Annotated in this window: 25 protein-coding genes; 12 read left to right on the forward strand and 13 right to left on the reverse strand. The window is 64.0% G+C overall.

Annotated elements, in window-relative coordinates; genetic code table 11:
• Positions 1-18: 18 nt before the first annotated feature.
• Together BA190_RS02270 and BA190_RS02275 are read right to left on the reverse strand one after the other, a co-directional pair.
• A complete protein-coding gene (locus tag BA190_RS02270) occupies positions 19-426 on the reverse strand; it encodes a rhodanese-like domain-containing protein (protein ID WP_068281982.1) in 408 nt (135 codons plus the stop codon).
• 122 nt (positions 427-548) lie between these two features.
• Complete coding sequence (locus tag BA190_RS02275) at positions 549-1,589, reverse strand: LacI family DNA-binding transcriptional regulator (RefSeq protein ID WP_068281983.1); 1,041 nt, start codon at positions 1,587-1,589, stop codon at positions 549-551.
• Between the two features lie 165 nt (positions 1,590-1,754).
• Between BA190_RS02275 and BA190_RS02280 the strand changes: the two genes are divergently transcribed.
• The 7 genes from BA190_RS02280 (at position 1,755) to BA190_RS02310 (ending at position 9,372) form a co-directional block, all read left to right on the forward strand.
• On the forward strand, positions 1,755-2,789 hold the full coding sequence (locus tag BA190_RS02280; protein WP_068281988.1) for a substrate-binding domain-containing protein: 1,035 nt from the start codon (positions 1,755-1,757) through the stop codon (positions 2,787-2,789).
• A 144-nt stretch (positions 2,790-2,933) separates the two neighbouring features.
• Positions 2,934-4,454, forward strand: coding sequence for a sugar ABC transporter ATP-binding protein (locus BA190_RS02285; protein ID WP_068281990.1), 1,521 nt, complete (start codon positions 2,934-2,936; stop codon positions 4,452-4,454).
• Entirely contained in the window at positions 4,447-5,472 is a 1,026-nt protein-coding gene (locus tag BA190_RS02290) for an ABC transporter permease (RefSeq protein WP_068281992.1), read from the forward strand. The genes BA190_RS02285 and BA190_RS02290 overlap by 8 nt, the downstream gene beginning before the upstream one ends.
• The gene (locus tag BA190_RS02295) at positions 5,472-6,500 is read left to right on the forward strand and encodes an ABC transporter permease (RefSeq protein WP_068281994.1); all 1,029 of its coding nucleotides are present in this window, start codon (positions 5,472-5,474) and stop codon (positions 6,498-6,500) included. Before BA190_RS02290 ends, BA190_RS02295 begins: the two co-directional genes overlap by 1 nt.
• Before the next feature lie 10 nt (positions 6,501-6,510).
• Positions 6,511-7,359 carry a sugar phosphate isomerase/epimerase gene (locus tag BA190_RS02300; protein ID WP_068281996.1) on the forward strand — a complete coding sequence of 283 codons (849 nt, stop codon included), beginning with the start codon at positions 6,511-6,513 and terminating at the stop codon, positions 7,357-7,359.
• A 370-nt stretch (positions 7,360-7,729) separates the two neighbouring features.
• Positions 7,730-8,140, forward strand: a complete 411-nt coding sequence (locus tag BA190_RS02305; protein ID WP_156771329.1) for a hypothetical protein — start codon at positions 7,730-7,732, stop codon at positions 8,138-8,140.
• Positions 8,141-8,511: 371 nt separating this feature from the next.
• On the forward strand, positions 8,512-9,372 hold the full coding sequence (locus BA190_RS02310) for a hypothetical protein (RefSeq protein WP_068281999.1): 861 nt from the start codon (positions 8,512-8,514) through the stop codon (positions 9,370-9,372).
• Positions 9,373-9,418: 46 nt separating this feature from the next.
• Here BA190_RS02310 and BA190_RS02315 read toward each other — a convergent pair whose 3' ends face one another.
• From BA190_RS02315 to BA190_RS02330, 4 genes are all read right to left on the reverse strand, one after another.
• Complete coding sequence (locus BA190_RS02315) at positions 9,419-10,870, reverse strand: HAMP domain-containing sensor histidine kinase (protein ID WP_068282001.1); 1,452 nt, start codon at positions 10,868-10,870, stop codon at positions 9,419-9,421.
• Complete coding sequence (locus tag BA190_RS02320; protein WP_068282003.1) at positions 10,867-11,541, reverse strand: response regulator transcription factor; 675 nt, start codon at positions 11,539-11,541, stop codon at positions 10,867-10,869. The genes BA190_RS02315 and BA190_RS02320 overlap by 4 nt, the downstream gene beginning before the upstream one ends.
• A gap of 51 nt (positions 11,542-11,592) precedes the next feature.
• Entirely contained in the window at positions 11,593-11,967 is a 375-nt protein-coding gene (locus BA190_RS02325; protein WP_068282004.1) for a hypothetical protein, read from the reverse strand.
• Between the two features lie 112 nt (positions 11,968-12,079).
• Positions 12,080-12,712 (reverse strand): outer membrane protein, encoded by a 633-nt coding sequence (locus BA190_RS02330; protein ID WP_068282006.1) that lies wholly within the window; start codon positions 12,710-12,712, stop codon positions 12,080-12,082.
• Between the two features lie 878 nt (positions 12,713-13,590).
• Here BA190_RS02330 and xylB point away from each other — a divergent pair.
• Both xylB and BA190_RS02340 read left to right on the forward strand, forming a co-directional pair.
• Positions 13,591-15,048: a xylulokinase gene (xylB, locus tag BA190_RS02335; RefSeq protein WP_068282316.1), complete on the forward strand. Its 1,458-nt coding sequence runs from the start codon at positions 13,591-13,593 to the stop codon at positions 15,046-15,048.
• 104 nt (positions 15,049-15,152) lie between these two features.
• Positions 15,153-16,379, forward strand: coding sequence for a hypothetical protein (locus BA190_RS02340; protein ID WP_068282007.1), 1,227 nt, complete (start codon positions 15,153-15,155; stop codon positions 16,377-16,379).
• A 90-nt stretch (positions 16,380-16,469) separates the two neighbouring features.
• On the opposite strand, the gene efeO (BA190_RS02345) is transcribed toward BA190_RS02340, so the two are convergent.
• The 5 genes from efeO (BA190_RS02345) to BA190_RS02365 form a co-directional block, all read right to left on the reverse strand.
• The gene (gene efeO / locus BA190_RS02345) at positions 16,470-17,300 is read right to left on the reverse strand and encodes an iron uptake system protein EfeO (RefSeq protein WP_068282009.1); all 831 of its coding nucleotides are present in this window, start codon (positions 17,298-17,300) and stop codon (positions 16,470-16,472) included.
• Positions 17,301-17,339: 39 nt separating this feature from the next.
• Positions 17,340-18,632 carry an iron uptake transporter deferrochelatase/peroxidase subunit gene (gene efeB / locus BA190_RS02350; RefSeq protein WP_068282011.1) on the reverse strand — a complete coding sequence of 431 codons (1,293 nt, stop codon included), beginning with the start codon at positions 18,630-18,632 and terminating at the stop codon, positions 17,340-17,342.
• A 13-nt stretch (positions 18,633-18,645) separates the two neighbouring features.
• The gene (gene efeO / locus BA190_RS02355) at positions 18,646-19,815 is read right to left on the reverse strand and encodes an iron uptake system protein EfeO (RefSeq protein ID WP_305773771.1); all 1,170 of its coding nucleotides are present in this window, start codon (positions 19,813-19,815) and stop codon (positions 18,646-18,648) included.
• Positions 19,812-20,651: an iron uptake transporter permease EfeU gene (gene efeU, locus BA190_RS02360; RefSeq protein WP_068282013.1), complete on the reverse strand. Its 840-nt coding sequence runs from the start codon at positions 20,649-20,651 to the stop codon at positions 19,812-19,814. Before efeU ends, efeO (BA190_RS02355) begins: the two co-directional genes overlap by 4 nt.
• Before the next feature lie 386 nt (positions 20,652-21,037).
• Entirely contained in the window at positions 21,038-21,547 is a 510-nt protein-coding gene (locus BA190_RS02365) for a hypothetical protein (RefSeq protein ID WP_068282018.1), read from the reverse strand.
• 233 nt (positions 21,548-21,780) lie between these two features.
• Between BA190_RS02365 and BA190_RS02370 the strand changes: the two genes are divergently transcribed.
• Positions 21,781-22,740, forward strand: coding sequence for a hypothetical protein (locus BA190_RS02370; RefSeq protein WP_068282020.1), 960 nt, complete (start codon positions 21,781-21,783; stop codon positions 22,738-22,740).
• 43 nt (positions 22,741-22,783) lie between these two features.
• Here BA190_RS02370 and BA190_RS02375 read toward each other — a convergent pair whose 3' ends face one another.
• Together BA190_RS02375 and BA190_RS02380 are read right to left on the reverse strand one after the other, a co-directional pair.
• Positions 22,784-23,551 (reverse strand): glucose 1-dehydrogenase, encoded by a 768-nt coding sequence (locus tag BA190_RS02375; RefSeq protein ID WP_068282023.1) that lies wholly within the window; start codon positions 23,549-23,551, stop codon positions 22,784-22,786.
• 125 nt (positions 23,552-23,676) lie between these two features.
• The gene (locus BA190_RS02380) at positions 23,677-23,973 is read right to left on the reverse strand and encodes a hypothetical protein (protein WP_156771331.1); all 297 of its coding nucleotides are present in this window, start codon (positions 23,971-23,973) and stop codon (positions 23,677-23,679) included.
• A gap of 620 nt (positions 23,974-24,593) precedes the next feature.
• On the opposite strand from BA190_RS02380, the gene BA190_RS02385 reads away from it, so the two are divergent.
• The gene (locus tag BA190_RS02385) at positions 24,594-25,046 is read left to right on the forward strand and encodes an NUDIX hydrolase (RefSeq protein ID WP_068282026.1); all 453 of its coding nucleotides are present in this window, start codon (positions 24,594-24,596) and stop codon (positions 25,044-25,046) included.
• Between the two features lie 154 nt (positions 25,047-25,200).
• Entirely contained in the window at positions 25,201-26,232 is a 1,032-nt protein-coding gene (locus tag BA190_RS02390) for a transporter (RefSeq protein ID WP_068282028.1), read from the forward strand.
• The last annotated feature ends 59 nt before the right edge of the window (positions 26,233-26,291 follow it).

Consider the following 26,291-nt stretch of genomic DNA (forward strand, 5'->3'; position numbering starts at 1 on the left):
GCGCGGAGCCGGCCTGCTTCATTTGCCGTCGCGGGTCTCGGGAAACTCGATAGGCCCGCCCGCCTTTTCCCAGGACGAGAAACCGTCCTTGAGATGCGCCGCGGCAAAGCCCATGTCCTGCAGCGTTGCCACGGTCAGGGCCGAGCGCCACCCGGAGGCGCAATGAAAGACGAACTTCCTGTCCTCTCCGAAGATGGCCTTGAAATAGGGGCTTGCGGGATCGACCCAGAACTCCACCATGCCGCGGGGGGCATGGAAGCTGCCGGGAATATAGCCTGAACGCTGCCTCTCCCGGGGATCGCGGATGTCGACGATGACCACATTGGGGTCGCCGACCATGGCGATCGCATCCTTGGTCTCGATTTCCTCGATGCGGGCGCGGGCAGCCGCGACCATCTGGGCCGACGAGAGCTTGAGTTTCTTCATCCTGATGTTCCGTCCCCGGCTATATCCATTCTTCGTTCTGGCATCCCCAGTTCAGGCCGGGGAAGCGTTGCGATCAAGATGGTAGATTGCCGCGAGGTTGGGGCGTGTCGTCGGCGCTTTCCTCAGCGCCAATTGCTCTCCCGCTCCGAACTCGGCGCGAATTCGGGCGGTACCACCACCATCGGATTCTCGCCGGGAACGTAATTGTCCACCAGAGCATAGCCTTCGGCGATGATGGCCTCGACGTTCTGGCGCGTCATCGTCACGTCGAAAGGCAGATGGGCCGCAAAGGGATCCCAGTCGGAACATACCGTGCTGACCTCGCGCATGGCCTGGCGCGGTACCTGCAGGGAGAATTGCACCAGCCCTTCGAAGGCTGTGATGGAATTGATGAACAGGCCGTCCGGCATGCGGCCGAGCGCCTGGAAGCGGGCGGCGAGCGCCTCGCGTGCCGATGAGGGGCGATAGCCGCAGCAGGAGACCTCCGGCATCACCTCCTGGCCATTGGCGGCCACGGCATCGCGAAAGCCTTCGATGCGGCGGTCGGTGGCATGCTCGCCGGCGATGCCGCCGAGAAACAGCAGGTCGCGCGGCGCCGTCCGGCGTTTGCGCAGCTTGGCGATCAGCTTTTCCGTGAGGGCGCGGGCGCCGCCATAGTTGTCGGTAACCACCGAAGGCGCGTCGCTGCCGGGCAGGTCGAGATTGACGCAGGGAATGCCGGCGGCGCGGCAGAGCGCATTGAGGGGCTGTGTGTTGCGCACGCCGGCGATGAAGAGGAACTCGACCTGTTGGGAGAGCAGGGTGGCGGTAACGCTGGCCTCGATCGCTTCGTCGCGCTGGGTGCTCACCACGATCGGGCACAGGCCACGCTGGCGCGTATCGGTTTCGAAGGCCTCGGCCAAGCCCGCGAAGAAGCGGTTGCGGTAATGGGGGATGATCATGCCGGCGAGGCCGGAGCGTGACAGGCGCAGGCCCCGGGCCTTCATGTTGACGGCATAGCCGAGGTCCTGGGCGGCCTTCAGCACGCGCTTGGCGGTGTCCTCCTTGATACGGTAGCGCGTCCAGCTGCCATTGAGCACCAGACTGACCGTGGAAGGGGAGGCCTTGGTCGCGGCGGCGATATCATAGATGGTGGACCTGCGTCCGCTGGGTGAGCGCGCCATCGTCCCCTCTTTTGTCTTGCGGATCGAATTGGAGACTCGATCATCAACTCAATGCTAAATCCTTTTAGCTACCTTGACAACAAATGCTGAATGGATTTAGCTCAGGTGAACTGCCGGGGGATTTCGGAGCCGCGGCAGCCAGAACAATGAGGGAGGAACTGTTCCATGGCGTCGAATTCTGATTCCATTCGCGCGGCGAGGCTCGATCGCCGTACATTTCTTGCGTCTGCCCTGGGTGCCGGCTCGCTGCTGCTGCCGGGCGTGCTCGGTTCGGCTTACGCTTCCAAGGACAAGCCCGTCATCGGCGTGGTGGTGAAGATCGGTGGGATTCCCTGGTTCAATGCCATGGAAGCCGGGATCAAGAAGAAATCGGCCGAACTCGGCGTCGAGGCTTTCATGGTCGGGCCCACCAGCGCCGATCCGGCCCTGCAGGTGCGTGCCATCGAGGATCTGATCGCCAAGGGCGTGGACGTGATCGGCGTGGTGCCCAACGATGCCGAGGTGCTCGAGCCGGTGCTGGAGCGGGCCCGCAAGGCCGGCATCAAGGTGATCACGCATGAATCGCCCAAGCAGAAGCAGGCCGATTGGGATTTCGAGCTGGCTTCGGTGAAGGGCTTCGGCGATGCCTATGGCAAGCAGCTGGTCGAGGCGCTCGGCGGCAAGGGCGAATATGCCGTGTTCGTCGGCTCGCTCACCGTGCCGCTGCACAATGCCTGGGCCGATGCGGCCATCGCTTATATCAAGCAGAACGCACCGGAGATGAAGCTGGTCGGCGACCGCTACGGCGTCGCCGAGGACGTCGATGCCTCACGCTCGACGGCTCTCGATCTCATCCGTGCCCATCCCGGCCTCAAGGGCTTCCTGGCCTTCGGCAGCCAGGGACCGATCGGCGCCGCCCGCGCCGTGGCCGAGAAGGGCAAGAAGGGGCAGATCAAGGTGCTCGGCCCGTTCTCTCCCGGGCAGGGCCGCAAACTCGTCAAGGACGGCACGCTGACCGGCGGTTTCATGTGGAATCCGATGCTGGCCGGCGAGGTCTTCGTCACCCTGGGCACCATGGTGGCCAAGGGGCAGGAGATCAAGGACGGCACCACGATCGAAGGACTGGGCGTCGTCCATCCCGACGGGCACAATCTCATCGTCGACCAGCTCGTATCCCTCAACAAGGATACCATCGACGAGCTCGCCAAGATGGGCCTGTAGGCCCCGCGAGAAGAGGCGGGAGCCGGCGAGGTTCCCGCCCTGGCGAACCGACCGGGCGTTGCCGGCGCGCTCCATTATTTGGGGGCGCCGGCTCGGCGCGCCGGCGTTTCGTTTCATTCCTTCCCTCCTGGCCGGGAGACCGTCATGGCCGCCACAGCCGCAATCACCGATACGCCTGCGACGCCGCTGCTTTTCCTGCGCAACATCTCCAAGCGCTTCGGGGGCGTGCGTGCGCTCGAAAACGTTTCTTTCGAGGTGCTCCCCGGAGAGGTCCTGTGTCTTGCCGGCGAGAATGGCTGCGGCAAGAGCACGCTGATCAAGCTGATCAGCGGCGTCTATCGCCCCGAAGCGGGCGGCGAGATGCTGTTCGATGGGCGCACCATAGATGGCCTCAGTCCGGCGCGAGCCCGGGCTCTGGGCATCCAAGTCATCTGGCAGGACCTGGCACTCTTTCCCGAAATGGCGGTGGCCGAGAACATTGCCTTCGAACGCAATCTCGGCGGCGCCCCGCGCCTGGTCAACTATGCGGCCATGAAGGCGGATGCGCGGCGCATCCTGGACCGGCTGGGTGTCGAACTCGATCTCGATGCGCCCGTGCGCACGCTTTCGATCGCCCAACGCCAGATCGTGGCGATCGCCCGCGCTCTGGTCGCCGACGCCAGGCTGGTCTTCATGGACGAGCCTACCGCGTCGCTCAGCCAGGCTGAAACCGACGCGCTCCTGGTAATTGTGCGGCGCCTGTCGGCCGACGGCATCGCCGTGGTCTTCGTCAGCCATCGCCTGGCCGAGGTGCTCGATGTCTGCACCCGCGTCACCGTGCTGCGCGACGGCCATTATGTCGGCACCTACCCCACCGCCGGCATGACACAGACCCGCCTGACCGAGCTGATGACCGGCAAGACCTTCGACCAGGCCGTGCAGGCGCGCGATCATTCCGCTTCGCCTGTGGTCTTGCAGGTGGAGAAACTGACGCGGCCGGGCGACTACGAGGATATCAGCCTGACAATCCGGCGCGGGGAGGTGCTGGGCTTGACGGGACGACTGGGGGCAGGGCGCACCGAACTCGCCCTCTCGCTCTTCGGCCTGACCCGGCCGGGTTCGGGCAGCATGCGTCTCGAGGGCAAGGCCCTGTCGCTTGCCTCCAACCGGGCTGCCATCGATGCCGGTATCGCCTATGTCTCGGAAGACCGCCTGCAGCTCGGCCTGGTCCAGCCGCAGTCGATCGGCGACAATACGGCCATCACCGTGCTGGACAGGCTGCTCGATCTCTTCCGGCTGATCTCACCGGGGCGACGCAAGTCGCTGGTCGACGACTGGGTCAAGGCGCTCGCCATCAAGGTCTCCGATCCCGACAATGCGGTGTCGACCCTCTCCGGGGGCAACCAGCAGCGCGTGGTGCTGGCGAAATGGCTGGCCACCAAGCCCAAGCTCCTGATCCTGGATTCGCCCACGGTCGGCGTCGATGTCGGTGCCCGCGCCGGCATCTTCGCCATCATCCACCGGCTGGCGCAGGAAGGCATGGCCATCCTGCTGATTTCCGACGAGATCACCGAAGTCTATTTCAACGCGGATCGCATCCTGCACATGCGCGAGGGTCGCATCATCGACGAATACATTCCGGGCGAAGTGTCCATCGACAAGATCGAGGAGGATGTGCATGCCTGACAGGCGCAACTGGCCGATCGGCGCCACCGAGCGCTGGCTCATCCTGGTGGTCCTGGCCCTTGTCGCGGGCCTTTCCCTCACCACCGACACCTTCTTCACCCTGTCGAACCTGTTCGACCTGATGAATACCTCGGCGGTGAACGTGATCTTCGCCGCCGGTCTGCTGGTGGTGCTGATCGCCGGCGGCATCGACATCTCCTTCGCCGTCGGTGCCTCGGTCGTGCAGTATCTCACCGCGTTGACGGTGATGCATCTGGGTGGCGGCAATTGGGCGGTCGGCCTGATGGTCGCTGGCGGCTTCGGCTTCCTGCTCGGCGCTTTCAACGCCGCGCTGATCTATCATTTCCGCATCGTCTCGATCGTGGTGACGATCGCGACCTTCAACCTCTTCTTCGGCACGCTGATGTTCCTCACCGGCGGCGTCTCGCTTTACGACCTGCCGGACTGGCTGACGGATCGTATCGTACTGTTCAGCGTTGAGACGGGCGACGGCTCTGCTGAATTGACGCTTCCCGTCGCCGTCACGGCGCTTTGCGTGTTCGCCACTTGGCTGTTGCTGCGCAGGACCACGCCGGGCCGCCAACTCTACGCCATGGGTGACAATCCCGAGGCGGCGCGGCGCGTGGGCATCAATATCGGTGCCATGCATTATCTCGCCTTCGGCTGGCTCGGCCTGATGGCCGGCATTGCCGGGCTGATGCAGGCCCATTACGCACAGGAAGTCGTGCCGAACGCGCTCTATGGCCGCGAACTCGACGTTCTCGCCGCCGTCGTGCTCGGCGGAGCGCGCCTCGGCGGGGGCAGGGGCACGCTGCTCGGGGCCATCCTCGGCATCTTCCTGGTCGCCATCACCGAGAACGGCCTGAACCTGCTCGGTATCACCCCCTATGCCTTCAAGATGATCATCGGCGCCATCATCCTGATCGCCATCACTTTGTCGAGCGACGGCGTCGCCCGGCTGATCGGTTCCGTGAAAGCTGGATCCCGGCGCGCGCCGACTGCCCGGAGGACGGCCTGATGACACCGACATCGACCTCAAAGTCCGCCGGCAAGTCCGGTTTCGCAAAGCTGCTGAGCAGTGACATTGCCGGCCTGATCGGCTTTCTCGTCCTGGTCGTGGCGGTGCTGAGTTTCAGCAGCGACCGCTTCTTCTCTGCCACGACCTTCGCCTCCATCGCCTTCCAGCTGCCTGAACTCGGCCTGCTGACCCTCGCCATGTTGATGCCGATCATCTCCGGCGGCTTCAACCTGGCGGCGACGTTCACGGCCAACATCGCCGGCCTCGCCATGGCTTGGGTGCTGCAATCCTATGGCGGTGTCGATGCCGGTGTCGGTGCCTTCGTCCTCGGGGTGGCCGCGGCATTGGTGACCGGTGCGGCGGCCGGCTGGCTGATGGGCGTCATCATCGCCTATACCGGCGCCCATCCCATCCTCGTCTCGCTCTCGATGATGATCTTTCTGCGCGGCCTCGGGGAGTTTCTCACCCATGGCGGGGACATTTCGGGCTTTCCCGATTTCGTGCGCGAGATCGGCCACGGCACGTTGATCGGCATTCCCGTGCCGCTCTGGATCCTCGCGGCGGCGGCCCTGCTCTGGCATGTGGTGATGACGCGGGCCCGCCTCGGATTCTCCACCCGCATGATCGGCTCCAACATCGAGGCGACGCGTTATTCCGGCATCGATACCCGCCGGTCCGTGACGCTGATCTACACGCTTTCAGGCGTGATGTGCGGCATTGCCGGCGTGGTGATGCTCGCCCGCTTCAATTCGGTGCGCGTCGGCCATGGCGAGGCCTATCTGCTGATCACCGTGCTTGCCTGCTTCCTCGGGCGCGTCGATCCCTTCGGCGGGTTCGGGCGGGTGATCCCGGTGGTGATCGCCCTGGTCATCCTGCAGGTCATCGCCTCCGGCCTCAATCTCCTCGGCGCCAACCAGCATCTCGCTACGGCGATGTGGGGCGCCTTCCTGCTCGCGGTCATGATCCTGCGCTGGGTCTGGGCTCGCGAGTTCCTTCAGTCCCTCTTCACCCAAAAGCCAACACATTGAGGATATTGCCATGAAGGGCTTCGGCATTCACACCAGCCTGTGGTCGCATAGCTGGACCCGCGAAGCGGCGGAACTGTCGATCGCGGAGGCTGCTCGATATGGGCTGGCCTTCGTCGAGATCGCCCTGCTTGAACCGGCCAAGGCCGATACCGGCCACACCCGGGCACTCCTGGAAAAGCATGGCGTCGATGCCGTCTGCTCGCTCGGCCTGCCCAATGATTCCCGACCCACCAACAATCCGGACAAGGCGCTGGAATTCCTCACTTTGGCGCTGGACAAGACCGCCGAGATCGGCGCCAAGGCCCTGTCCGGCGTCGTCTATGGTTCGATCGGCGAGCGCACCGGCAATCCGCCGACCGAGGCCGAATATGACGCGGTCGTCAAGGTAATGGACAAGGCGGCGGCCCATGCCCGCACGCTCGGCCTGGAACTCGGTCTCGAGGCGGTCAACCGCTACGAGAACCACATGATGAATACCACCGAGCAGGTGGTCCGCGTCATCGAGCGCATCGGCGCGCCCAACGTCTTCCTCCACCTCGATACCTACCACATGAACATCGAGGAGAAGGGGCAGGCCAACGGCATCCTCAAGGCCGGCGAGCATCTCAAATATATCCACCTGTCCGAAAGCGATCGCGGTGTCCCCGGTTCCGGCACGATCGCCTGGGACGAGGTGTTCGCGGGTCTGGCCGGCATCGGCTTCAAGGGCGGCATGGCCATGGAGAGCTTCATCCATATGCCGCCGCAACTCGCTTCGGCCCTGTCGGTCTGGCGTCCTGTCGCCAACAGCCGTGAGGAAATCCTGGCCGAGGGCCTGCCCTTCCTGCGCAACAAGGCCAAGCAGTACGGCCTGATCTGAGCCGTCTGCCGGACTTGCCAACAAGCATCCTCCGACCTTCACGGGTCGGAGGATTTTTGTTTGTGCGGTGTGGAGGAGGCACGCGCGGCCAGTATTGCGCGGAGCAGCCACCAGGCCGACGAGGGACGCAATGTCCGCGCAATATGCGCAGGCGATAGGGAGACGTCGAAGGTTTCGGGCGATTCGCGCCCTATACCGGAAGGTGTCGTCGTGGAAGACAGGCCATGTGTTCCTACCCCATCGCCGCCGAAGCGCTGTTCGGCCTTTGCGGACCGCATCAATATCCTACATTTGTCGAATGTCTGGACGGCTGCCGGCTCCACTTGCCGGCGAACACCCGTCTCGTTCACGCCTCGCCGAAAACAGGTGCGTGATGTTCGATGCAATCACGCTGAATCTCGATCATATGCCGCACCCGAACGGATTGGCGGCGGCCATGGTGACAGCCGGGGTGGACGCCACGGTGCTTGCCCGCCGTGCCGGCGTGAATGCGGGCGATATCGATGCCTGGGCCTGCGGGCAACGCGACCTGCGGCCAGCCATGGCTACACGCCTTTCGGCTCACCTCCACACGACGGCCGCCGATCTGCTGCTCGGTCTCGGTTGTGGCGAGCCGCTGCGGCAGACGGGCTTGCCGCCATGCGACGAGACCATCGCCGGGTCTGCCGGACCAGTCCGGCCGGAGCGCCTCGCCGGCCGGGGCGATCTGGCCGAGACCGTATTGATGCTGTCTGCGGCCATTCTCATGGGGATCGTCGGCTGTCTGGCCGTGCTGGACTAATGGCCTCTTCAGATGTCGAAGGTGACATAGATGAGGCCCAACAATGCCAGCATGACGAAGAGCATGGCTGCGATGGTCAAGGTCCGGCACCTTCCCGTGTGAAGGATGACACCATAGCGGAGGGGTGTTTCCCGAGTTTTTCCGCTTTGTGAAGCGCTGCGTCGCTCCCGCGTCGGGCCCGCTTCGGAATTGGGCCGACACCGCGGGCTATTGCTGTCGCATCGTTTCGGCTGACACCGGCGCCGGCTTCCGCACGATTCCCTCCCCTGGGTTCTCCAGGGAACTGTCGGCCAATATGCCCGCTCCTATACCCCAAGGGGATCGGCGCGGCGGCGAGGCCTCGCGCGCAAGCGATCTTGCACGGAGGTTCCATGTGGAAGTTCACTGAGCTCGCAGATTGGTGGAGCCAGCAGCAGAAGGAATCCGAAGCGATCCTGGACAAATGGGTCGAGGATTCCAACTACAGCCAAGGCGCGATGATCGTGGGAGCCGGTACCAAGGCCCTGATGACGTTCGGTGCCGGTTTTGTCGATGTGCTCCGGCTCGGGGACGGGCTCGCCAAGGGCACGGTGGCCGGCGCCGGGCAGGATGGGCTGCGGCTCATCGCGATCCTGCCGGTGGGCAAAGCGGCGCAGATGGTCCGGTCCGTCAAGGGGGCCATCATGGCCAGGCTCATTGTCGACATCAATCCGAATGCCGGCATCTGCGCCTGGGTTGCTTCGGCCAAGGCCCTCACGCAAATCGGTGCCAAGGTCGACGGCAAGCTCTTCGTTACGGTGGATGACCTCGCCAAGGCCGCCGGCATCGACATCAGCGCGCTTGGCGGCCTTTCCATGCAGGGAATGGAGAGGATCCTGACGCAGCTCGGTGCCCGTTGCGGCGCCATCCGTATCGTCAAGGCGGAGCAGGACGTGGCGCGTATGGTGGGCCACGATGGCGGCGTGGCGATGGTCATCGTGGAATTCGAACGCTTTGGCTCGACGAACTACCATGCCTTTTATGCCTATCGCACAGCGATCGGGCAGTTGCGCTATATGGACAGGACGGTGCAGGCGGCCAGTACCAAGATCTACCAGAGCATCGACGAGATCGCGAAGATCTATGGCGCGGAAGCGATGAAGCCTATCCAGGCCATGAAGATCGAGAACATGTTCGTGAAGACCGTGGCGCATGAGCTGCCGCGCCTGGTCCTGCCGGTACTCGGCGTCGTCGCCAGCGAGGATAGGCGCTAATGTCAGGTCTCGAGTGCCGCATCCGGGCTTGAGCGGCTGACGATCTTCAGGCCGCCGCGCGGAGCAGGGGGAGCTCGATACGCACGTGAGCGCCTTTCCAGGGGCCGTTGACGATCGCGATGGTGCCGCCATGCAGCTGCGCGATCTGGCGGGCGAGGTTCAGCCCGAGCCCGGCCCCGCGCGAAAGCGGGTGCAGGCGGTAGAAGGGCTCGAATACGTTTCTGTGCTCCTCGGCCGGGATGCCGGGCCCTTCGTCGCGTACCTCCAAGCCGCCGGCCGCGTCGACCGCCACCGTGATGGTGCCATGGCCGCCGCCATGTTCGATCGCATTGCGGATGATGTTGGCAAGAGCCTGCTCGATCTGCAGCACATTGGCTTCGACCTCGACCGTGCCGCGCGGCGGTTCGAAGGCGAGGTCGTAACCGGCCTCGATGGCAAGCGGCGCAAAATCGGCGGCGACGCGGCCCGCCAGGTCGGCAAGGTCGACCACCTGCCGATGGTTGGCGGGGCGATCGAGCAATTGATGGTCGAGCAACTGCTGGGCCAGATGCGAGAGGCGTTCGATGTCCTGCCTCAGCCGCAGGCTCTGGGGCTCTTCCTTCAGCAACTCGGCCCGCGTGCGCAGGATGGCGATGGGCGTGCGCAGTTCATGGGCGGCATCGGTCAGGAAGCGGTTGTGCCGGTCGAAGCCCTGGGCGAGGCGGGCCAATGCCTGGTTGAAGGCATGCACAAGCGGCACGATCTCCTGGGGCACGTTCTCGACCGGCAGCTGCATGGCACGCGTGCTGACATCGATGCGCGCGGCCTCATTGGCGGTGCCGACCAGGCCGGCCAGGGAGCGGCGCACCACGGCGGGTGTCGTCACCAGCGTGGTCACCCCCATCACGACGATGATCGGCACCAGGAAGATGGCAAGGCCCACGACGATGCCCGGGAGGACCCGGGCCCAATTGGCACTGCCGTCGGGATTGCGGGCCATGTCGACGGTGGCTGTCACGTTGATGATGAAGCCGTCGGCCTCGGCGCGCGAATGCAGGGTGGAGGTGACGATCTGTACGGGGCCGGCTCTGGTATCGGCCTTCTGGACATAGGCCTCCGGCCGCATCTCCTGTCCGTCGCCCTTGCCGGCAAAGCCAATGTTGGCGTGATCGACAGCCCGCAGCAGGTCCCCGAGATCGTGATCATAGTCGGCAGGGACAGAGCCCACGCGCAGGCTTTGCCCCGACTGGTCGCGGATGATGTACCAGACATAGGGATATTCGGTGCGGAAGTCGGCCAGTTCCTTGGTGTCGCTGACGATGAGCTTGTCGTCCTTATCGCGGTCGATCGCGCCGGTGATGGCGGCTACGGCCGCCTCGTTGTCGACCATGAGCTGGGGATTGGCGACCGAGAGCGCGGTGATGAACAGGACGATGAAGAAGACGAGCATGGCTGCCTGCAGCAAGATCAGCCGCCGCACCAGGATCCATTGCAGGGAGCGGGCCCGCGCCTGCTTCATGAGGCGGCCCGCAGGAGATAGCCGAGATTGCGGATGGCGCGGATCTCGATGCCGGCGGCAAGGTCGTCCAGCTTGCGGCGCAGGCGCGAAATATGCGCGTCGAGCGCGTTGGAGCCGATCTCGTCGTCGAGGGCGTAGACGGCCTCTTCCAGAGTGCTGCGCATGATGGTGCGCCCCGGCCGGCGGATCAGCGTTTCCAGGACGAGGCGCTCGCGCCGTGGCAGGTCGAGCGCCTGATCGTCTATCAACGCCTCGCGATGGCGGAAGTCATAGGTGAGGCGGCCGACGACGGCCTGGTCGGCCCGCAACGTATAGGGGCGGCGGTGCAGGGCGCGCAGGCGAGCGACCAGTTCCTCAGTGGCGAAGGGCTTGCCCATATAATCGTCGGCACCGGCGTCGAGCCCGGAGATCCGGTCCTGCAGGCCGCTCATGGCGGTGAGGGCGATGACCGGCGCCTCGACATGCAGGGCGCGCAGGCGCGGGATCAGGGTCAGGCCTTCGCCGTCAGGCAGGCGTCGATCGAGCACGATGGCGTCGTAGGAACCGATGCGGGCCATTGCCTCGCCATCGGCCAGGTTCGAGGCATGGTCGACCACGACGTCCTGGCGTTCCAAGGCCGTCTTGAGTACGGACGCCATTTCCGGTTCGTCCTCGATCAGCAGGATGCGCATGGGAGCCTTCGTCCGTCTTCGGTTCGTGCCAGTCTCAGCAATGAGGCCGGATCACTCGCATTCCAGGCTTGGCTTGCGGAAATTTGTGATGAGCCAGCGCTCGCCAGCAGCGCGGGCGTAGAAGGTATAGAAGCATTCCTGTCGCTCGACATAGCCGGGCGTTTCGGTGGTTTCGACATCGGTGCCTCGCCGGGTCCGGCGGACTTCGCTCCTGGCGCTGCCCGGCACCACATTGGTTGAGACCTTGCGCCACTGGTAGGCGCGTTGGCCGGGGCCGAGATCGAGCATGCTGGTCGGCGGTCCATAATCCAGCATCACCGTTTCAACTGGGCCACCGACATAGTTCTTCATGACGGCGGAAGCGCAACCCGCCAGCAGGAGAGAGCCTGCGGCGAGCACGACTGCGAAAGCGCGACGAAAGGACATTGGTGATTCCAGACTGTATTTGGCTCTAGAAGCTGAAGATTGCGCCGACATTACGAGGGCCGACCGGATCCGGCTTGGCGCCGGATCCGGTCGGGGACCCCAACAGCGATCGCTAGAATCGGTAGTTGAGGCCCGCTTTCAAAGCGTGGCTGCCGATGTCTTCCTTGGCGTGTCCGAAGGACGAGCGTGTCTTCAGGCCAGGGGTGCGGACATAGTTGTATTCGACCTTGAAGGAGACCGTATCGGAGAAGGCCTGTTCGACGCCGGCGCCCATCAGATAGCCTGTCTTCCAACCATCCCTGACGCGGACGCCGCCGGTGCCCTCGAATTTGTTGAAGGCGAAGCCGGCCGTGCCGTAGAGCAAGGTGCGATCGAGGGCGATGCCGGCCCGCCCTTTCAGCGCGGCCCGCCATTTTTCCTTGATCTTGCCGCCCCGCGCCCGCCGCTCGGCGCCGCCGAGATTGGAGCCTTCGACCTCGCCGCCGATGACGGCCGGGCCGAGGCGCATGTCGTAACCCCCCTGCACGCCCAATTGGAGGCTGTTGCCCTTGGCGAAGGGGTTGGCCGATTTGGCGGATGCTGCGCCGGCATGCACGCCGACATAGGAGCCGCTGAAGGATCGGGAAGGGGGCGGCGTATAGCGTGAGGAAGTATCATAATAGTCCTCGGCCTGGGCGGGGCCGCAGCCGGCTGCGGCAAAGGCCAGCAGGCCTGCCGCGAGAGAGGTGAGCAATTGCGTACGCACGTGTCTACTCCACTGCACGCGCCGACTGCTGCGGGGCAAGTGCCACGGCGAGCCGGTGCGCGGATTGTCAGATCCGGAGCCACGCCCTCCCTGAAGGAGGGGCTCCATTCGGGTCGTCTTTCGGCGGCGACGGCGGTTTGCCGAGATCATGGCGTCTTGCGACGCAGCGACATTGGCAAGGATCGAAAGGACGCATCGAAGCCAATGGTAGGAGCGCTTTGCTCCAGAGAAGGGAACAGCCAATAGCGACTCGGTCCATCTCTCCTGTTTCGACTCAAGCACCTGAAAGACATGTATCATCTTACGGGCGAACATTACGCGCACATTGCGCCAGTAAAGCTTTTGAGTTATTTCTTTGATTGTAGAAGATTTGTATTGTTATTTACGAATATTTCATAAGATTGTTGTTCCAGGCTGCTTGCTCTGGAATGTCGTTTGCCTCACTGCAGGCGTTGTCAGAACAGACCTCTGCGGTCGATGCAATCCGCGCCAGCTCTGCAGGCGGCCTTCAGGCTCGCTGGTTGAGACCAGGCCCATGTCGAGGGCGAACATCAGCCGCTGAATCGGAAGGAACCGCCGACGCTGCCTGGGACGAAGATCGGTATCGTCTCCACCCGGCGTGCTCCGACAAAAAAAGCATCAGGGGCTGTAGGGCGTAGGTGCCCTGGCCAGGACGGCGAATGGCGTCGCCGTCTACAGCCCCTGATGGAAGTCGGGGTCCACGAGCCCCTTGCATAGGGCAGGCGCAGTGACACGGCCGTGAAACTCGCGGTTCGCTGCCATGTGGCGGCATGCTCGCGCACTTTCGATAGGAGGGGGCTTGCCCCGGCTTTCCAGCCTGACGCATGATCGATTCGAACAATTCTTCGGAGGAATGCGTGTTTCTAGGGCTTGATATCGGCACGTCTTCGGTCAAGGCGCTGCTCGCGGATGGCGAGCAGCGCGTCGTCGCCAGTCACGACGTCGCGCTCACGGTGCAGCGGCCACATCCCGGTTTCTCGGAACAGGCGCCGCAAGCCTGGGTGGAGGCGGTCATATCGGCCGTCGATGCCCTGAAGGCGACGCACCCCACGGAGATCGCCGCCGTCGAGGGCATCGGCCTGTCGGGCCAGATGCATGGCGCCGTGCTGCTCGGGGCCGACCACCAGCCACTCCGGCCCGCGATCTTGTGGAACGATGGCCGATCGCATGCCGAATGTGCGGAACTAGAGGCCAAATGGCCTGATCTGCGTGCGGTGACCGGAAACAAGGCGATGCCGGGTTTCACGGCTCCCAAATTGCTGTGGGTCGCCCGCCACGAGCCGGCGATTTTCGCCGCGACGCGCCTTGTCCTGTTGCCCAAGGCCTATGTGCGCCTGGCCCTGACCGGTGAGGCGATCGAGGAAATGTCGGATGCGGCGGGCTCGCTCTGGCTGGATGTCGGCCGGCGGGACTGGTCGGATGCGGCGCTTGCCGCCACCGGCCTGTCGCGCCAGGCCATGCCGCGCCTGGTCGAGGGGTCCGAGCCGGCCGGTCGCCTGCGGGCCGATCTCGTGGCGCGCTGGGGCATGGCCAAAGCGCCTCTGTTTGCCGGCGGTGCCGGGGACAATGCCGCCGGCGCGGTGGGTCTCGGCGCCATCAGGCCGGGTTCGGCCTTTCTCTCGCTCGGCACTTCGGGCGTGCTGTGGGCGACGACCGATCGCTTCCTGCCCAATCCTGCCCATGCCGTGCATGCCTTCTGCCATGCCGTGCCGAAGACCTGGCACCAGATGGGCGTGATTCTCTCGGCCGCCTCGAGTCTCGCCTGGATCGCCGGCGTGCTGCAGACCAAGGAGAGCGCCCTGCTGGCCCCGCTCGGCGACAAGCCGGGGGCACCGTCGGCGGTGCAGTTCCTGCCTTACCTGTCCGGCGAGCGCACGCCGCATGACGACACCGTCATCCGCGGCGCCTTCACCGGCCTTGCCCATGAGAATGGACGCGAGGCGATGGTGCAGGCCGTGCTGGAGGGCGTCGCCTTCGCCTTCGCCGATTGTCGCGATGCCCTGGCAGCGGCGGGAACCGAAATTGCCGGCGCCGACGTGATCGGTGGCGGCTCGCGCTCGCGCTTCTGGCTCGAGATCCTCGCCAATGTGCTGGGCTTTCCGGTCTATCGCCTGGCCGATGGTGAAACCGGCGGGGCTTTCGGGGCGGCGCGCCTGGCGCGTCTGGCCGTTACCGGCGAGGACCCTCTCGCGGTCTGCACACCGCCCCACCGTGTCGAGACGATCGAGCCCGACCCCGTGCTGGCGCAGGCCTATGTCGAGGCCCTGGCCCGTTGGCGCGGGCTCTATCCGGCGCTGCGATCGGCGACCGACTGAAGAGCTGTATTGCAGAGGTATTTTGTCCCGGGGCGAGCGCAATTTTGCCGTCTTGTACCGTAAGTTGGTCTGGAACAGGCGCCCAATTCCGCGGCGCCGCTGGGATGGCAATTCCGTTGATACGCACCTTGCTGCTGGCCTCCGTCCTGATGAGCCTTTGCCTTGCTCCGGCTGCGGCGCAGGATGCATCGCCTTCACCACCACCGCCGCCGGCATTGCCGCCCCAGCCGACTTCTCCGCCACCGGCCAAAGCCCTGCCGAGCGCAGCCGCTTTCAAGCTCGCCGAGAGCATCGTCTTCTTTTACGTGCGCAAGGATCCTGCGGCGGTGCCCGACATGCTCGCTGCCATGAGGAACTCGCAAACGATTGCTGGCACCGGTCTTTCGCGTGCGACACTGGCCGGCTTTTTCTCCATGCTGTTCCTGCAGAATCGGGCGCGCGTGGAAGGCTGGATCGGCACCGGCAGCGACTATCCGGTCGACAGCAAGTCGGTTCTCATCTTCGCCCTGTGGCAATCGGGCAATGCCGATCTGATCGCGTCGCTTTTCCATGAGGAGCCCGGCTTTCTCAGGGACAAGCCCGGCAATCTCTACACGCTGGCACCAAGCCGGCCGGTGGAGATGGATCTCAAATGGGGAGCCTTCTTTGCAACCGGCAATCCAGGTTTCCTCGCAACCTTGGTCGACGCGCTCGATCCGGGCAGGGCATTGACCGGCAGCAACGAGCTCGACAAGTCGATCCGCATCAATGCTGCGCAAGGCCTCGCCTATAATCTGCGCCAGCATGAGGTGTTGGAACGCTATCTGCGGCGCCGGGCCGCAGAGGCCTCCGGCCCTTACAAGCAGGCGCTCGATGCCCTGCTGGCGGTCAGAAGCCAGACCTTCAGGCCCGCACCCGACCGGGACGGTGATTTTTCAGGCAGCATCGCCATGCTCAAACTGCCGGATAAGCCAACGACGAATGGTGGCGCTCCGGAGGCGACGGCCCTGACCGGCGCGATGCCGCAGGCGCGCCACGGCGATACCATCGGCGTGACCGTGCTGTTTTCCGGCATGGCCCTGCAGGAGGATCTTTCCGCGGATGTGAGCTACGATATCAAGGTGACCGGGCCCGACGGTTCGGTCGATCCCCGTTCGGCGCAGCAGGGCGTGACGGCGCTCAAGGAGAAGGTTGGCGGCCGCTTCAACGTGGTCGACAGCCGCTCGACCCTGTCCGTTCATTTCGAGCCGAACGACAAGCCGGGGCCTTATCGCATCGACGTGCTGCTCAAGGACAATGTCGGCGACCGCAAGGTCACATTGACCCGCTCGATCGAACTGATCGACAAATAGAGAGCCTGCCATGGCCCGCGGTCGGACCTGGCGGCGAGCGAAGGGCAGGCCCGAAGGCCCGCCACCCGACAGTGCATTCCGCCCTGGATCTCAGTTCAAGCCGAGCGTACCGCGCAGCTTGGAAAGATCTTCCGCCAGCGTGGTGATCGGGCCCTGCAGGGCCGTGCGATCTTCCGGCGTCAGCTTGTCATAGGTCTCGTAGCCATCCTTGGTCTTGTACTTGGCCAGGATCTTCTCGACCGTCTCGAAATTCGTGCCGATCTTCTTCGACAAGTCCTTGTCAGCCTTTACCGTGAGCGGATGCAGGAGATCGACGATCTTCCGGGCGCCATCGATATTGGCCTTGAAGTCCCACAGGTCGGTGTGGCTGTAGCGATCTTCCTCACCGGTAATCTTGGTGGCGCCGACTTCCTCGATCAGCGCAGCGGCACCGCCCACCATCTTCTCGGGCGGAATGGTGAGGCCGGCGATGCGCTTCTGCAGTTCGGCGACATCGGTGTTCAGCTTGTCGGCGAAGGTAGCGAGACCCTCGGTGCTCTTCTTTTCGAACAGCCCGTATTCGAGGCGATGGAAGCCGGTGAAGCCGTCATCGGCCTCCTTCTTCTCATGGTCGTCGGCGCGGGAATCGATGCTGCCGTCGAGATCGGAGAAGAGTTCGGCGACCGGCTCGATCATTTCGTAGTGAAAGCGGGTAGGGGCGTAGAGGGCCTGGGCCTTCTTCAGATCGCCGGCCTTGACCGCGGCCGTGAACTTGGCGGTGTCCTCCACCAGTTTCTTGACACCCTTGCTGATGTAGACCTTGTAGTCGGCCACAGGCTGGACCAGATCCAGCGGGGAGACGGCCGGCGCGTTGGCGCTGGCGGTCGTGGCAAGACCGATGATCGCGGCGCCCAGCAGCATGCGCCATTTGAGATGTGTCATGGGGTTCTCTCTCTCTTCAGTTCAAGGTTGAAGGATCGTTCAGGCGGTCTCCGCCAGCAGGGACTGGCCGAGAAATGCTGTCTTGTCGGTAATGCCGGGCAGGATGAAGAAATAGCCGCCGCCGACCGGCTTGATGTATTCCTCCAGCGGTTCGCCGTTCAGGCGTTGCTGGACCGTGGCAAAGCCGGCATCCAGATCGGACTGGAAGCAGATGAAGAGCAGGCCCATGTCGAGCTGGCCCGACTTGGTGATGCCGTTGGAATAGTTGAAGGGACGACGCAGGATCAGATTCTTGCCTGAGTCCGCCGTACGCGGATTGGCAAGGCGGATATGGGCGTCCAAAGGCGTGCGCTTGCCTTCCGGGTCGTCGTGGTAGCTGGGAATGTCGGCTTCGACCTTCATGCCGAGCGGAGCGCCGTTTGGCTTGTGCCGGCCCATGATGGCTTCCTGCTCGCCGAGCGGCGTGCGGTCCCAGCGCTCCACGAAATTGCGGATGATGCGCACCACGCCGTAGCTGCCGCCGGTCGCCCAAGCGGGCTCGGCGGCGCCATGCTGCACCCAGACCAGGCGATTCATCTCGGCCTCGTCCTTGTGGTCGGGATTGGCCGTGCCGTCCTTGAAGCCGAGCAGGTTGCGCGGTGCCGATTGGGTTTCACCGGTGGCGCGCGGCGGCGGCACGAAGCCTTCCTGCTTCCAGCGCACCATCAGCAGATCCGGCGTGTTCTTCACGATATCGCGCAGGGCATGCAGGTTGCTGTCGGTGGTGTTGGAGCAGATCTGGATCATCAGATCGCCGTGGCAGAGTTCGGCCGACAGCGCGTCGTTGGGGAATTGCGGCATCTTGATCAACTGCCGCGGCTTCTTGTCGGCGAGCCCGAAGCGCTGGTCGAACAGCGAGGCGCCCACGCCCACGGTGATGGTGAGATTGTCCGGGGAGACCACGGGGCCCATCAGTCCCGAATCGGGGGGGGGGAACTTGGGATCGATCGCCGGCGGCGTGCCGCCCTGGGTGAGGAAAGCGATGCGATCGGTGAGGACGCGGAACAGGCGTTCGAGATCGCCGCGTTTGGTGGCGAGGATGTTGAAGGCCACCACCAGTCCCATCGGGGGGCGATCGGTGGTGACGCCGGCCTGGTGGGTGCCGAGATAGGTCACGCGGTCGCTGAGATGGCCGGTGGAACCGGCTTCCTCCGCGGCCGCCTGCTGGCCCGGCAGGGTGGCCAGCAACGCGCCGCCGCCGGCGGCGCCAAGGCCCAGCAGCATCGAGCGCCGGCCCGGAGAACGCGGGGCGTCGGTGTCGGATTGGGGCGGGTAGGGGGTCTTGTCGGTCATTGGTTTGTCCCCTTCAGTCGAGGCCCAGCGTGCCGCGCAGCGTCGACAGGCTTTCGGCCAGCGTCGTCACCGGTTTTTGCAGGGCCACACGATCGTCCTGGCTCAAGGCGTCATAGGATTTGAAGCCGCCATCGGGCGTGCGGTATTTGGCAAGGATGGCATTCACGGCGGCGAAATTGTCGTCGATGCTCTTCTGGCGCGCCGCATCTGCCTTGGTGGTCAGGGGGGCGAGCAGCTCGACGATCTTGCGGGCTCCGTCGATATTGGCCTGGAAATCCCACAGATCCGTACGGCTGTAGCGGTCTTCCTCCCCGGAGATCTTGTTGGAGGCGACTTCCTCGATCAGCACGGCTGCGCCGCCGACCATCTTGGAAGGCGGTACGACCAGGGTCGAGACCCGGTTCTGCAACTCGGTGATATCGGCTTGCAATTTGTCGGCGAAGGGCGCGAGTCCCTCGGTACTGCCCTGCTTGAACAGGCCGTATTCGAGGCGATGGAAGCCGGTAAAGGCCGGATCTGCCTCCAGCTTCTCGAAAACATCGGCGCGGGCGTCGATCGACTTGTCGAGATCGGAAAACAGTTCGGCAACGGGCTCGATGCGCTCATAGGATTGACGGGTCGGCGCATAGAGTTCACGGGCCTTGGCGAGGTCGCCGGCCTTGATCGCGTCGGTAAAGGCCTTGGTCGCTTCGACGAGGTCATCGACCTCCAGGGTGACATAGACCTTGTACTCGGCCAGCGGCCCGATCAACTGCGTCAGGCTCGGCTTGACCTCCTTGGGGGCATTGGCGAGCGCGGTAACCTTGAGCTTGCCCCTGGGATTGGTGAGCAGGCCGCAGGCGATCTCGTAGTCGCCCGGCTCGAGCCTGGCGGTCAGCTTCTGGGTGAAGCCCGGCGCGATGTTCTCGCGCTCTTCCACCACCATCACGCCCTGCAGGATTTCCCATTCCATCACCCGGTTGCTCTTGTTGGTGATGGCGAAGGTGGTGCGCCCTTCAGGCACTGTCAGTTCGTTCGGCTCACAGGCTGTCGCCGTGACGGCGATGGCGACGGTATCGCCGCTCTTGGGCCCGTCGGCGCCGGGTTGCTTGGCGACCAGGAAATAGGTGCCGACGCCCACCGCCACGATGAGTGCGAGCATGCCGGCCCCGACAGCCGGATAATTGATACGCGGGGCTGTCACGATCGTGCGGCCTTCGATTTGGATGGGGAGGTGGAGGTTGGCGCCATCAGGAAGAGCAACAGCGCCGGGATGAGATAGAGGAGATAGGCGATCACTTCGCCATGGGTCGGCGTGTCGTGATAGCCGAACAAGCCGCCGAGCACGGTGCCGAGCGCACTGTCGCCGGGCAGGATGCCGGAGATGTCGAAGGCAATGCCCTGCAGATGGTTCCACAGGCCGGCCTCGTGCAGCGAGCGGACCGCGGTTGCCACCAGGCCGGCCGCCACGAAGATGATCAGGACGCTGGTCCAGCGGAAGAACAGGCGCAGGTTGAGGCGGGCGCCGCCATAATAGAGCGCCACGCCGAAGACGGCTGCGCAGACCAGGCCGAGCGCGGCGCCGACCGGCGCGCCATAGCCGACATTCTGTTCGAAGGTCGCCAGCAGGAAGAAGGCGGACTCCAGTCCCTCGCGCGCGACCGCCAGGAAGACCATGCCGACCAGCGCAAGGCCCTGATGGTCTGATGAAGCCAGGGCGGCATCGACGGAGTGCTGCAGTTCGGTTTTGATGCTGCGCGAGGCTCGCACCATCCAGAACACCATGGCGGTCAACAGGCAGACCGCGATCAGGCCGACGACGGCCTCGAACAGCTCCTGGGTGCGCTGGGGAAATTCGGCGCTGGCGACGCGTAGCGCGACGAACACGGAGAAGGAGAGGCCGACGGCCAGGATGATGCCGCACCACACGGCCGGCATCCAGGCGCTTCGCCCGGTGACACGCAGATAGCTCGCAACAATGCCGACGATCAGCGCTGCCTCGATGCCCTCCCTGAGCATGATGAGAAATGGTACGAGCATTGTGTCGTTCCTGCGCGCCCCCACAGCCGATGCAAGATTAACAATCGGCAAGCTATTACACGCGTTCAATTCTGATGAACAAGGGGCTGTGACGCAGAAAACCGTTGCGGATCAAAGATAAGAGCAATTCTAAATTATAGTTCATAGTAATTCTAAATTGTGCAATTCTGGAATTATTTTTAGAGTTATTCCAAAGCGGGTAAATAACCCTGTCTTCTCTGAATGGTGCGCCGGGGCCGGCCGGGTTGGAGGTTGCGGTGGCGGCAATAGAGGCCGACTGACGACCCCTTTCGTCGACAAGGCCGTATGGCACCGCCAGGGCGGGCCTGTCGAAGAGTGAACAGGCAAAGTTAATGCGAATCTCTTTCGCCCGGTTGGCCGGAAGACTACCCGCGCCTCTGCGAGACGGCAGCCCGGAATACGGCGACGACGCGGGCCGCAAAATTGCGGGCGGCGGTCACCGCCACCCAGACGGGCGTTCGTTTCAGCCAGTCGAGCAGCGTCCGGCGAACCCAGTCGATCAGCCCCATGAGCCAGGCGAACCATCTTATGGTCATCAGCTTGGGCTTGCCGGCAGCATAGATACGCTCGATCAACAGGAAGCTGGCGAGATAGGCGACGGCGAGGATGAGCAGGCCTCGGACCAACCGGCCCTGGCCCAGGAGCAGAAGGCCGTAGATCTTCAAGGGTTCTGCGACGGCGAGGGGCACGGCCAGCAGAATGAGGATGACGAAACGCGGCAAGGCCGCGACGGCGCGCTCCCCGATTTCGACAAGGCGCAGGGCGGCAAAACGACGGATCAGCGGCCCGTAGATCGGCCGGGCCAGTTCGTCGATGATCACCAGGATCGCAAGGAGGACCTGCAGCGGCAGGAGGACGAGGCGCTTGAGCGTCATGGCGGTGCGGGATCCTCGAACGGACGCGGCCCGGGGAAAAGCCGCATCGGGTGAATTTGAGAAGCTGCCGCGCGGTTGGCAACGCCCATTCCACCATATTCCCACGCGATGTTTACGCTTTCGACCGTCAATGGGGAGTGGCGATGCCGCCTTGGTGGCATTTCTCCCACTTTTGCCTTATTGCGCGGGGTGTAATGAGCTAGCCCGGCGGGGCGTTCGGTTCAGGAGAGACGATGGAAGCGCGCGAACGTATCGGCCTGGCGGCTCTTGGCACGATCGGGCTGGTGTTGGCTGTGGGCGGTTTTGTGCTGCATAGCCCGGGCCCGCATTCCGCCGTGGCGGAAGCGGCGATGGCGGGTGCGGAGACGACAAACCCGCAGCCTGCGCCCGCGCTAAAGGCGGGCCAGGCTCCCGCACCGATCCCCGCGGCGCAACCCACCCCCTATGCCGACTGCCTGCGCAAGGGGATTGGCGTAAAGATCGGCAAGTCGGGCCTGCGCGTTTCCGGACCGCCGGCCCTGACGCTGGTGACGGGAGAGAAAGCCGACGAGGAGGTCAATTTCTCTACCAAGGCCGGATTGGAGAAAGCCTGTTCGCAGCCCGAGGTGACGGCCAAGGCGTTGGTGCTCACGCTTGAAGCGATGGACAAGCCCTTCGGCGTGGCAGCAAGCTGGCGGGCGGAGTTTTGCAAGGACGGCGGGGATACCGCCACACTCCTCCTGTGTCGCGGCGAAGAACGGCCGAGCGGGGCGCCGCGTTCGCTGGTCACCATCGGGCTCTATGAACCCGCTTCCTTTAAGGGCGACAGCATGTTCCAGACGCAGGCTCCGGACCTCGACAATTTCAAGGCCTGGAAGGACCGGTTGACCAAGGCCGGCACGCCGCCTCCCACCCAGCCGGACGGCGATTACGACATCTATCCCGGCGGAATCTGGCTCGAACGCGATGCCAAATCCGCTACGCCCTTCCTGGTTTCCTGCGACGTCGACAGCCTGCCGGTCACGGGCCAGCATTATTGCGTCGGCACGCTTGGCCTCGAAGGGGGCTTGCGGGCGCGGCTGGAGTTTCGGACGGTGACGCCGCAGATCGGCCGCGAGGCGGCGGCAGCGGCGGCCAACTTCAAAGTCCTGCTCGCAGCATGGCAGGCCGCAGCGTCGCAGGCCGCACCAGTCTCTTCCCAGCCCGGAAAATAGCGCATGTCGCAGTGCTGTCGGGGCGACGAGGCCGCAAGGGTCGTCAGACGCAGGCCGTGAGGCCGCCATCGACATAGAGGATGTGGCCATTGACGAAATTGGAGGCATTGCCGGCGAGGAAGATGGCGGCTCCGGCCAGCTCCTCGACCTTGCCCCAGCGTCCGGCAGGTGTGCGGGCCTCGACCCAGGCGGAGAAGGCGGTGTCCTGCATCAGCGCCGTGTTGAGCTCGGTTTCGATATAGCCCGGACCGATGCCGTTGACCTGGATGTTGTGCCGGGCGAGTTCGGCGCACAGGGCCTTGGTCATCATGCGCACGGCGCCCTTGGCTGTGACATAGGGCACGATATTGGCGCGGCCGAGTTCGCTCATCACCGAGCAGATGTTGATGATCTTGCCCGAACGCCGCTCGATCATGCCGCGAGCCACGGCTTGCGCCACCAGGAAGACACCCTCGACATTGGTGGATTGCACGTCGCGGAAGGTATCGAGCGAAAAATCCACGAAGGCCGCCCGGCGCTGGATGCCGGCATTGTTGACCAGGATGTCGAGGCGGCCATGGCGGGCTTCGATGGCCGAGATCGTCGTTTCCACGCCGGCGCGATCGGTGACGTCGAAGGCGGCCGTCTCCACGACGAGGCCTTCTTCGCTGAGTTGGCGGGCGGCGGCATCGAGTTTGGCCTGGTTGCGGCCGTTGAGAACGACGGTCGCACCGGCGCCGGCAAGTCCGCGGGCAATGGCCAGGCCGATTCCCTGGCTGGAGCCGGTAACGAGGCCGATCCGTCCCGTCAGGTCGAAAATATCAGTGAGCATGGCGAACCTCCCGTCACCAAGCTATCGCTTGGGCCGACAGGCAGCCAGACGTTTTCATCTGACCAATAAAAAGGGCTCCGAGGCGGACCCCGGAGCCATATCGAACCGGTCTGACCGGCGAAGGCTTACTTCTTGACGGCCGCGATCAGCTCGTCATAGGCCTTGCAGAGTTCGTCGGTCGGCTTGCCGCCAGCGGACTGGGCAGCCTGGGCCTTGGTAAGCAGCTCCTGCGCCTTCTGAGCCCAGGTCTGCGCGTTCGCCTGAGCCTTGGCCGGATCCTTCATGGCGTTGGTCATGGCTTCCGTCAGGTCTTTGCCCTTCTGGGTAATAGCCTCGACCGTGCAGCTCGAGCTGCCACCGCCACAGGAGGCGAGGGCGAGAGCGAGAGAGCTGAAAGCGGCGGCAAGCAACATTTTTCTCATAGGGCTTCCTTTCCTCACCGTGGAAGGTCGGTTTTGGGTCGCCCAAAACTTCATGGTGCCGTGGCACAGGTGAGAATGTACCGGCGGCGAACCCCTAGCCGGCCATGATCACGCACGACGTGCGTTTGTGCACATCTCGCCCGAATCGAAAGCCACCCAGTCCACTCGCCATAAGCGAAGCGATGAGGAGTTTCAACACAATGCCGCCGCATTCGACCCTGTACTGTTCGGTAATATGATGGTTATTCACAATGAATCCCAAAAAGTTGCATCAACATGACGCACATGTCTCAAGGGAGAGTGGGCCGGATATTCGTGCATCTCTCGAAGTCTGTATTGCAATGCAACAAAGCGAGACCACTGCAGGAAAGGGGGTTGCATACGACAAAAAAATAACAACATAGAGACGTATGTGGTGTCTTGTCATGCCAGAATGTCTGACCTCCTGCGAAGGGATGGAAAGCTGCCCGCAAGCTTGTCGTCTATTTGAAGAGATGCGCTTGTTCGAAAGGGGTAGAACAAAGTTGGTGTGCAAAGGCACACGAATGCTAAGGAATATTTGATATATTCGCGGTATGAATAGTGTTGCCGAGTGCAGTGTTAGGGTTTCCTCACGTTACATGGCCAGAGTCGACAAATATCCTCTCAAGTCGCCCGTCACAGCCACGGAGCTTCGCCAGGTCGGCGCATTGCCCTTGCGGATCCAGCGCAGCAAGATAGAGGTTTGCCTGGTGACCACGCGGGAGACGCGGCGCTGGACCATCCCCAAGGGATGGCCGATGAGGAACCACAAGGACTGCCGGGCGGCCGCCATAGAGGCCGAGGAAGAAGCCGGGCTGCTCGGCAAGATCGGCAAGGAACCGGTTGGCGAATATCTTTACTGGAAGCGTCGCGATCTGCATTTCGATCTCGTCCGCGTCTTCGTCTATCGTCTCGACGTCACCGGCCATCTGCCGGTCTGGCGTGAGATGAACGAACGCGAAGTGCGCTGGTTCACGCCCGGGGATGCCGCTCTCCTGGTCGAGGAGCCGGGTCTGTCCGCTTTGCTGGAGCAGGCCGCGAGCCCTGCATGACAGCTCCCGTGCGGCTGTCATCCCACTGTCACATGGTTGATCTAGCCCCGTCATTCCAGGCGGCTATCCCAGGGGCGGGGCGTTGCCTGAACTTGAAGCTATGCGGCATTCGGGCCTCGGGTGGGGGAGGCCTGGGCCGCTTGGCGGAGGCGCCATGGACAGTATTCAGCAGCACCAACTGCCGGGCGTCAATTTCGTGCCGGCGGCGATCGCCGGCCTGATTTGGGCCTATCGCTTTCGTGAGGGCTACGAGCCCGAAGCGATCGATCCGCGTGACGTCCCTGCAGCGCTGGCGGCGGAGGATGGTTGGCTCTGGCTGCATTTCAGCCTGACCGATCGGCTCGCCCGGGATTGGCTGTCTTCCTTCGAAGACCTTCCCGAAGAGGTGCGGGCCCTGTTCCTGGCCAAGGACGAACCGCTTGGCCTGCACACGATCGACCATGTCATCTTCGGCGTCATCACCGATTTCCACAGCGAGCTTGGCGGGGAGAGCGACCATCTTGGCCGTCTGCGCTTCGCGCTCAACGAGAGGCTGGTGATTTCGGGGCGCCGGCACCCGCTGCGCTCGGTGGAGGAGATCCATCGCGCCGTGCAGAAGGGCCTCAACCTGCCTGCCGCCGGACGCCTGATCGAGACGATCATCGACCGTTTCTGCGATTCCGTCGCCCGCCGCGTGGCCGGCATGACCGACGAGCTCGATACCGCCGAAGACCGCGTCGTGGAGGACATGGCCGCCACCGAGCGGGTCAGGCTGATCGAGGTCCGCCGCATGACGGTCCGGGTCCACCGCCAGCTTTCCTCACTTGGCCATGTGTTGCGCGACTGGGAGGAACGTTCGGACGAGGCTGACAAGCCGGCCCTGCCTATAGCAGCCGAGCGCCTGGCCGACCGGCTGGAATCGCTCGACCACGACATCCTTACTTTGCAGGAGCGGGCCAAGCTCCTGCAGGATGAGGTGGGCGCCCGGCTGGCCGAAGAGACCAACCGCTCGCTGCGTGCCCTCTCGATCCTGACGGCGCTGCTGCTGCCTGGCAGCCTGGTTGCCGGCATCTTCGGCATGAACACCAAGGATCTGCCTTTTCTCGAGACGGAAGGGGGCTTCTGGTTCGCGATTCTCATCGGCGCGGCGGCGACGGCGTTGTTCTACTGGATCTTGCGGCGCGTCGGGGCGGGGCTGCGCATCTGAGTGCCTTTGCTGCCCTTGCGAAACGAGGCGCAACTTCCCACAATAGGGCAACCTTTTTC

Origin of the sequence: Labrys sp. WJW (assembly GCF_001676615.1) — a bacterium.
Lineage (GTDB): Bacteria > Pseudomonadota > Alphaproteobacteria > Rhizobiales > Labraceae > Labrys > Labrys sedimenti.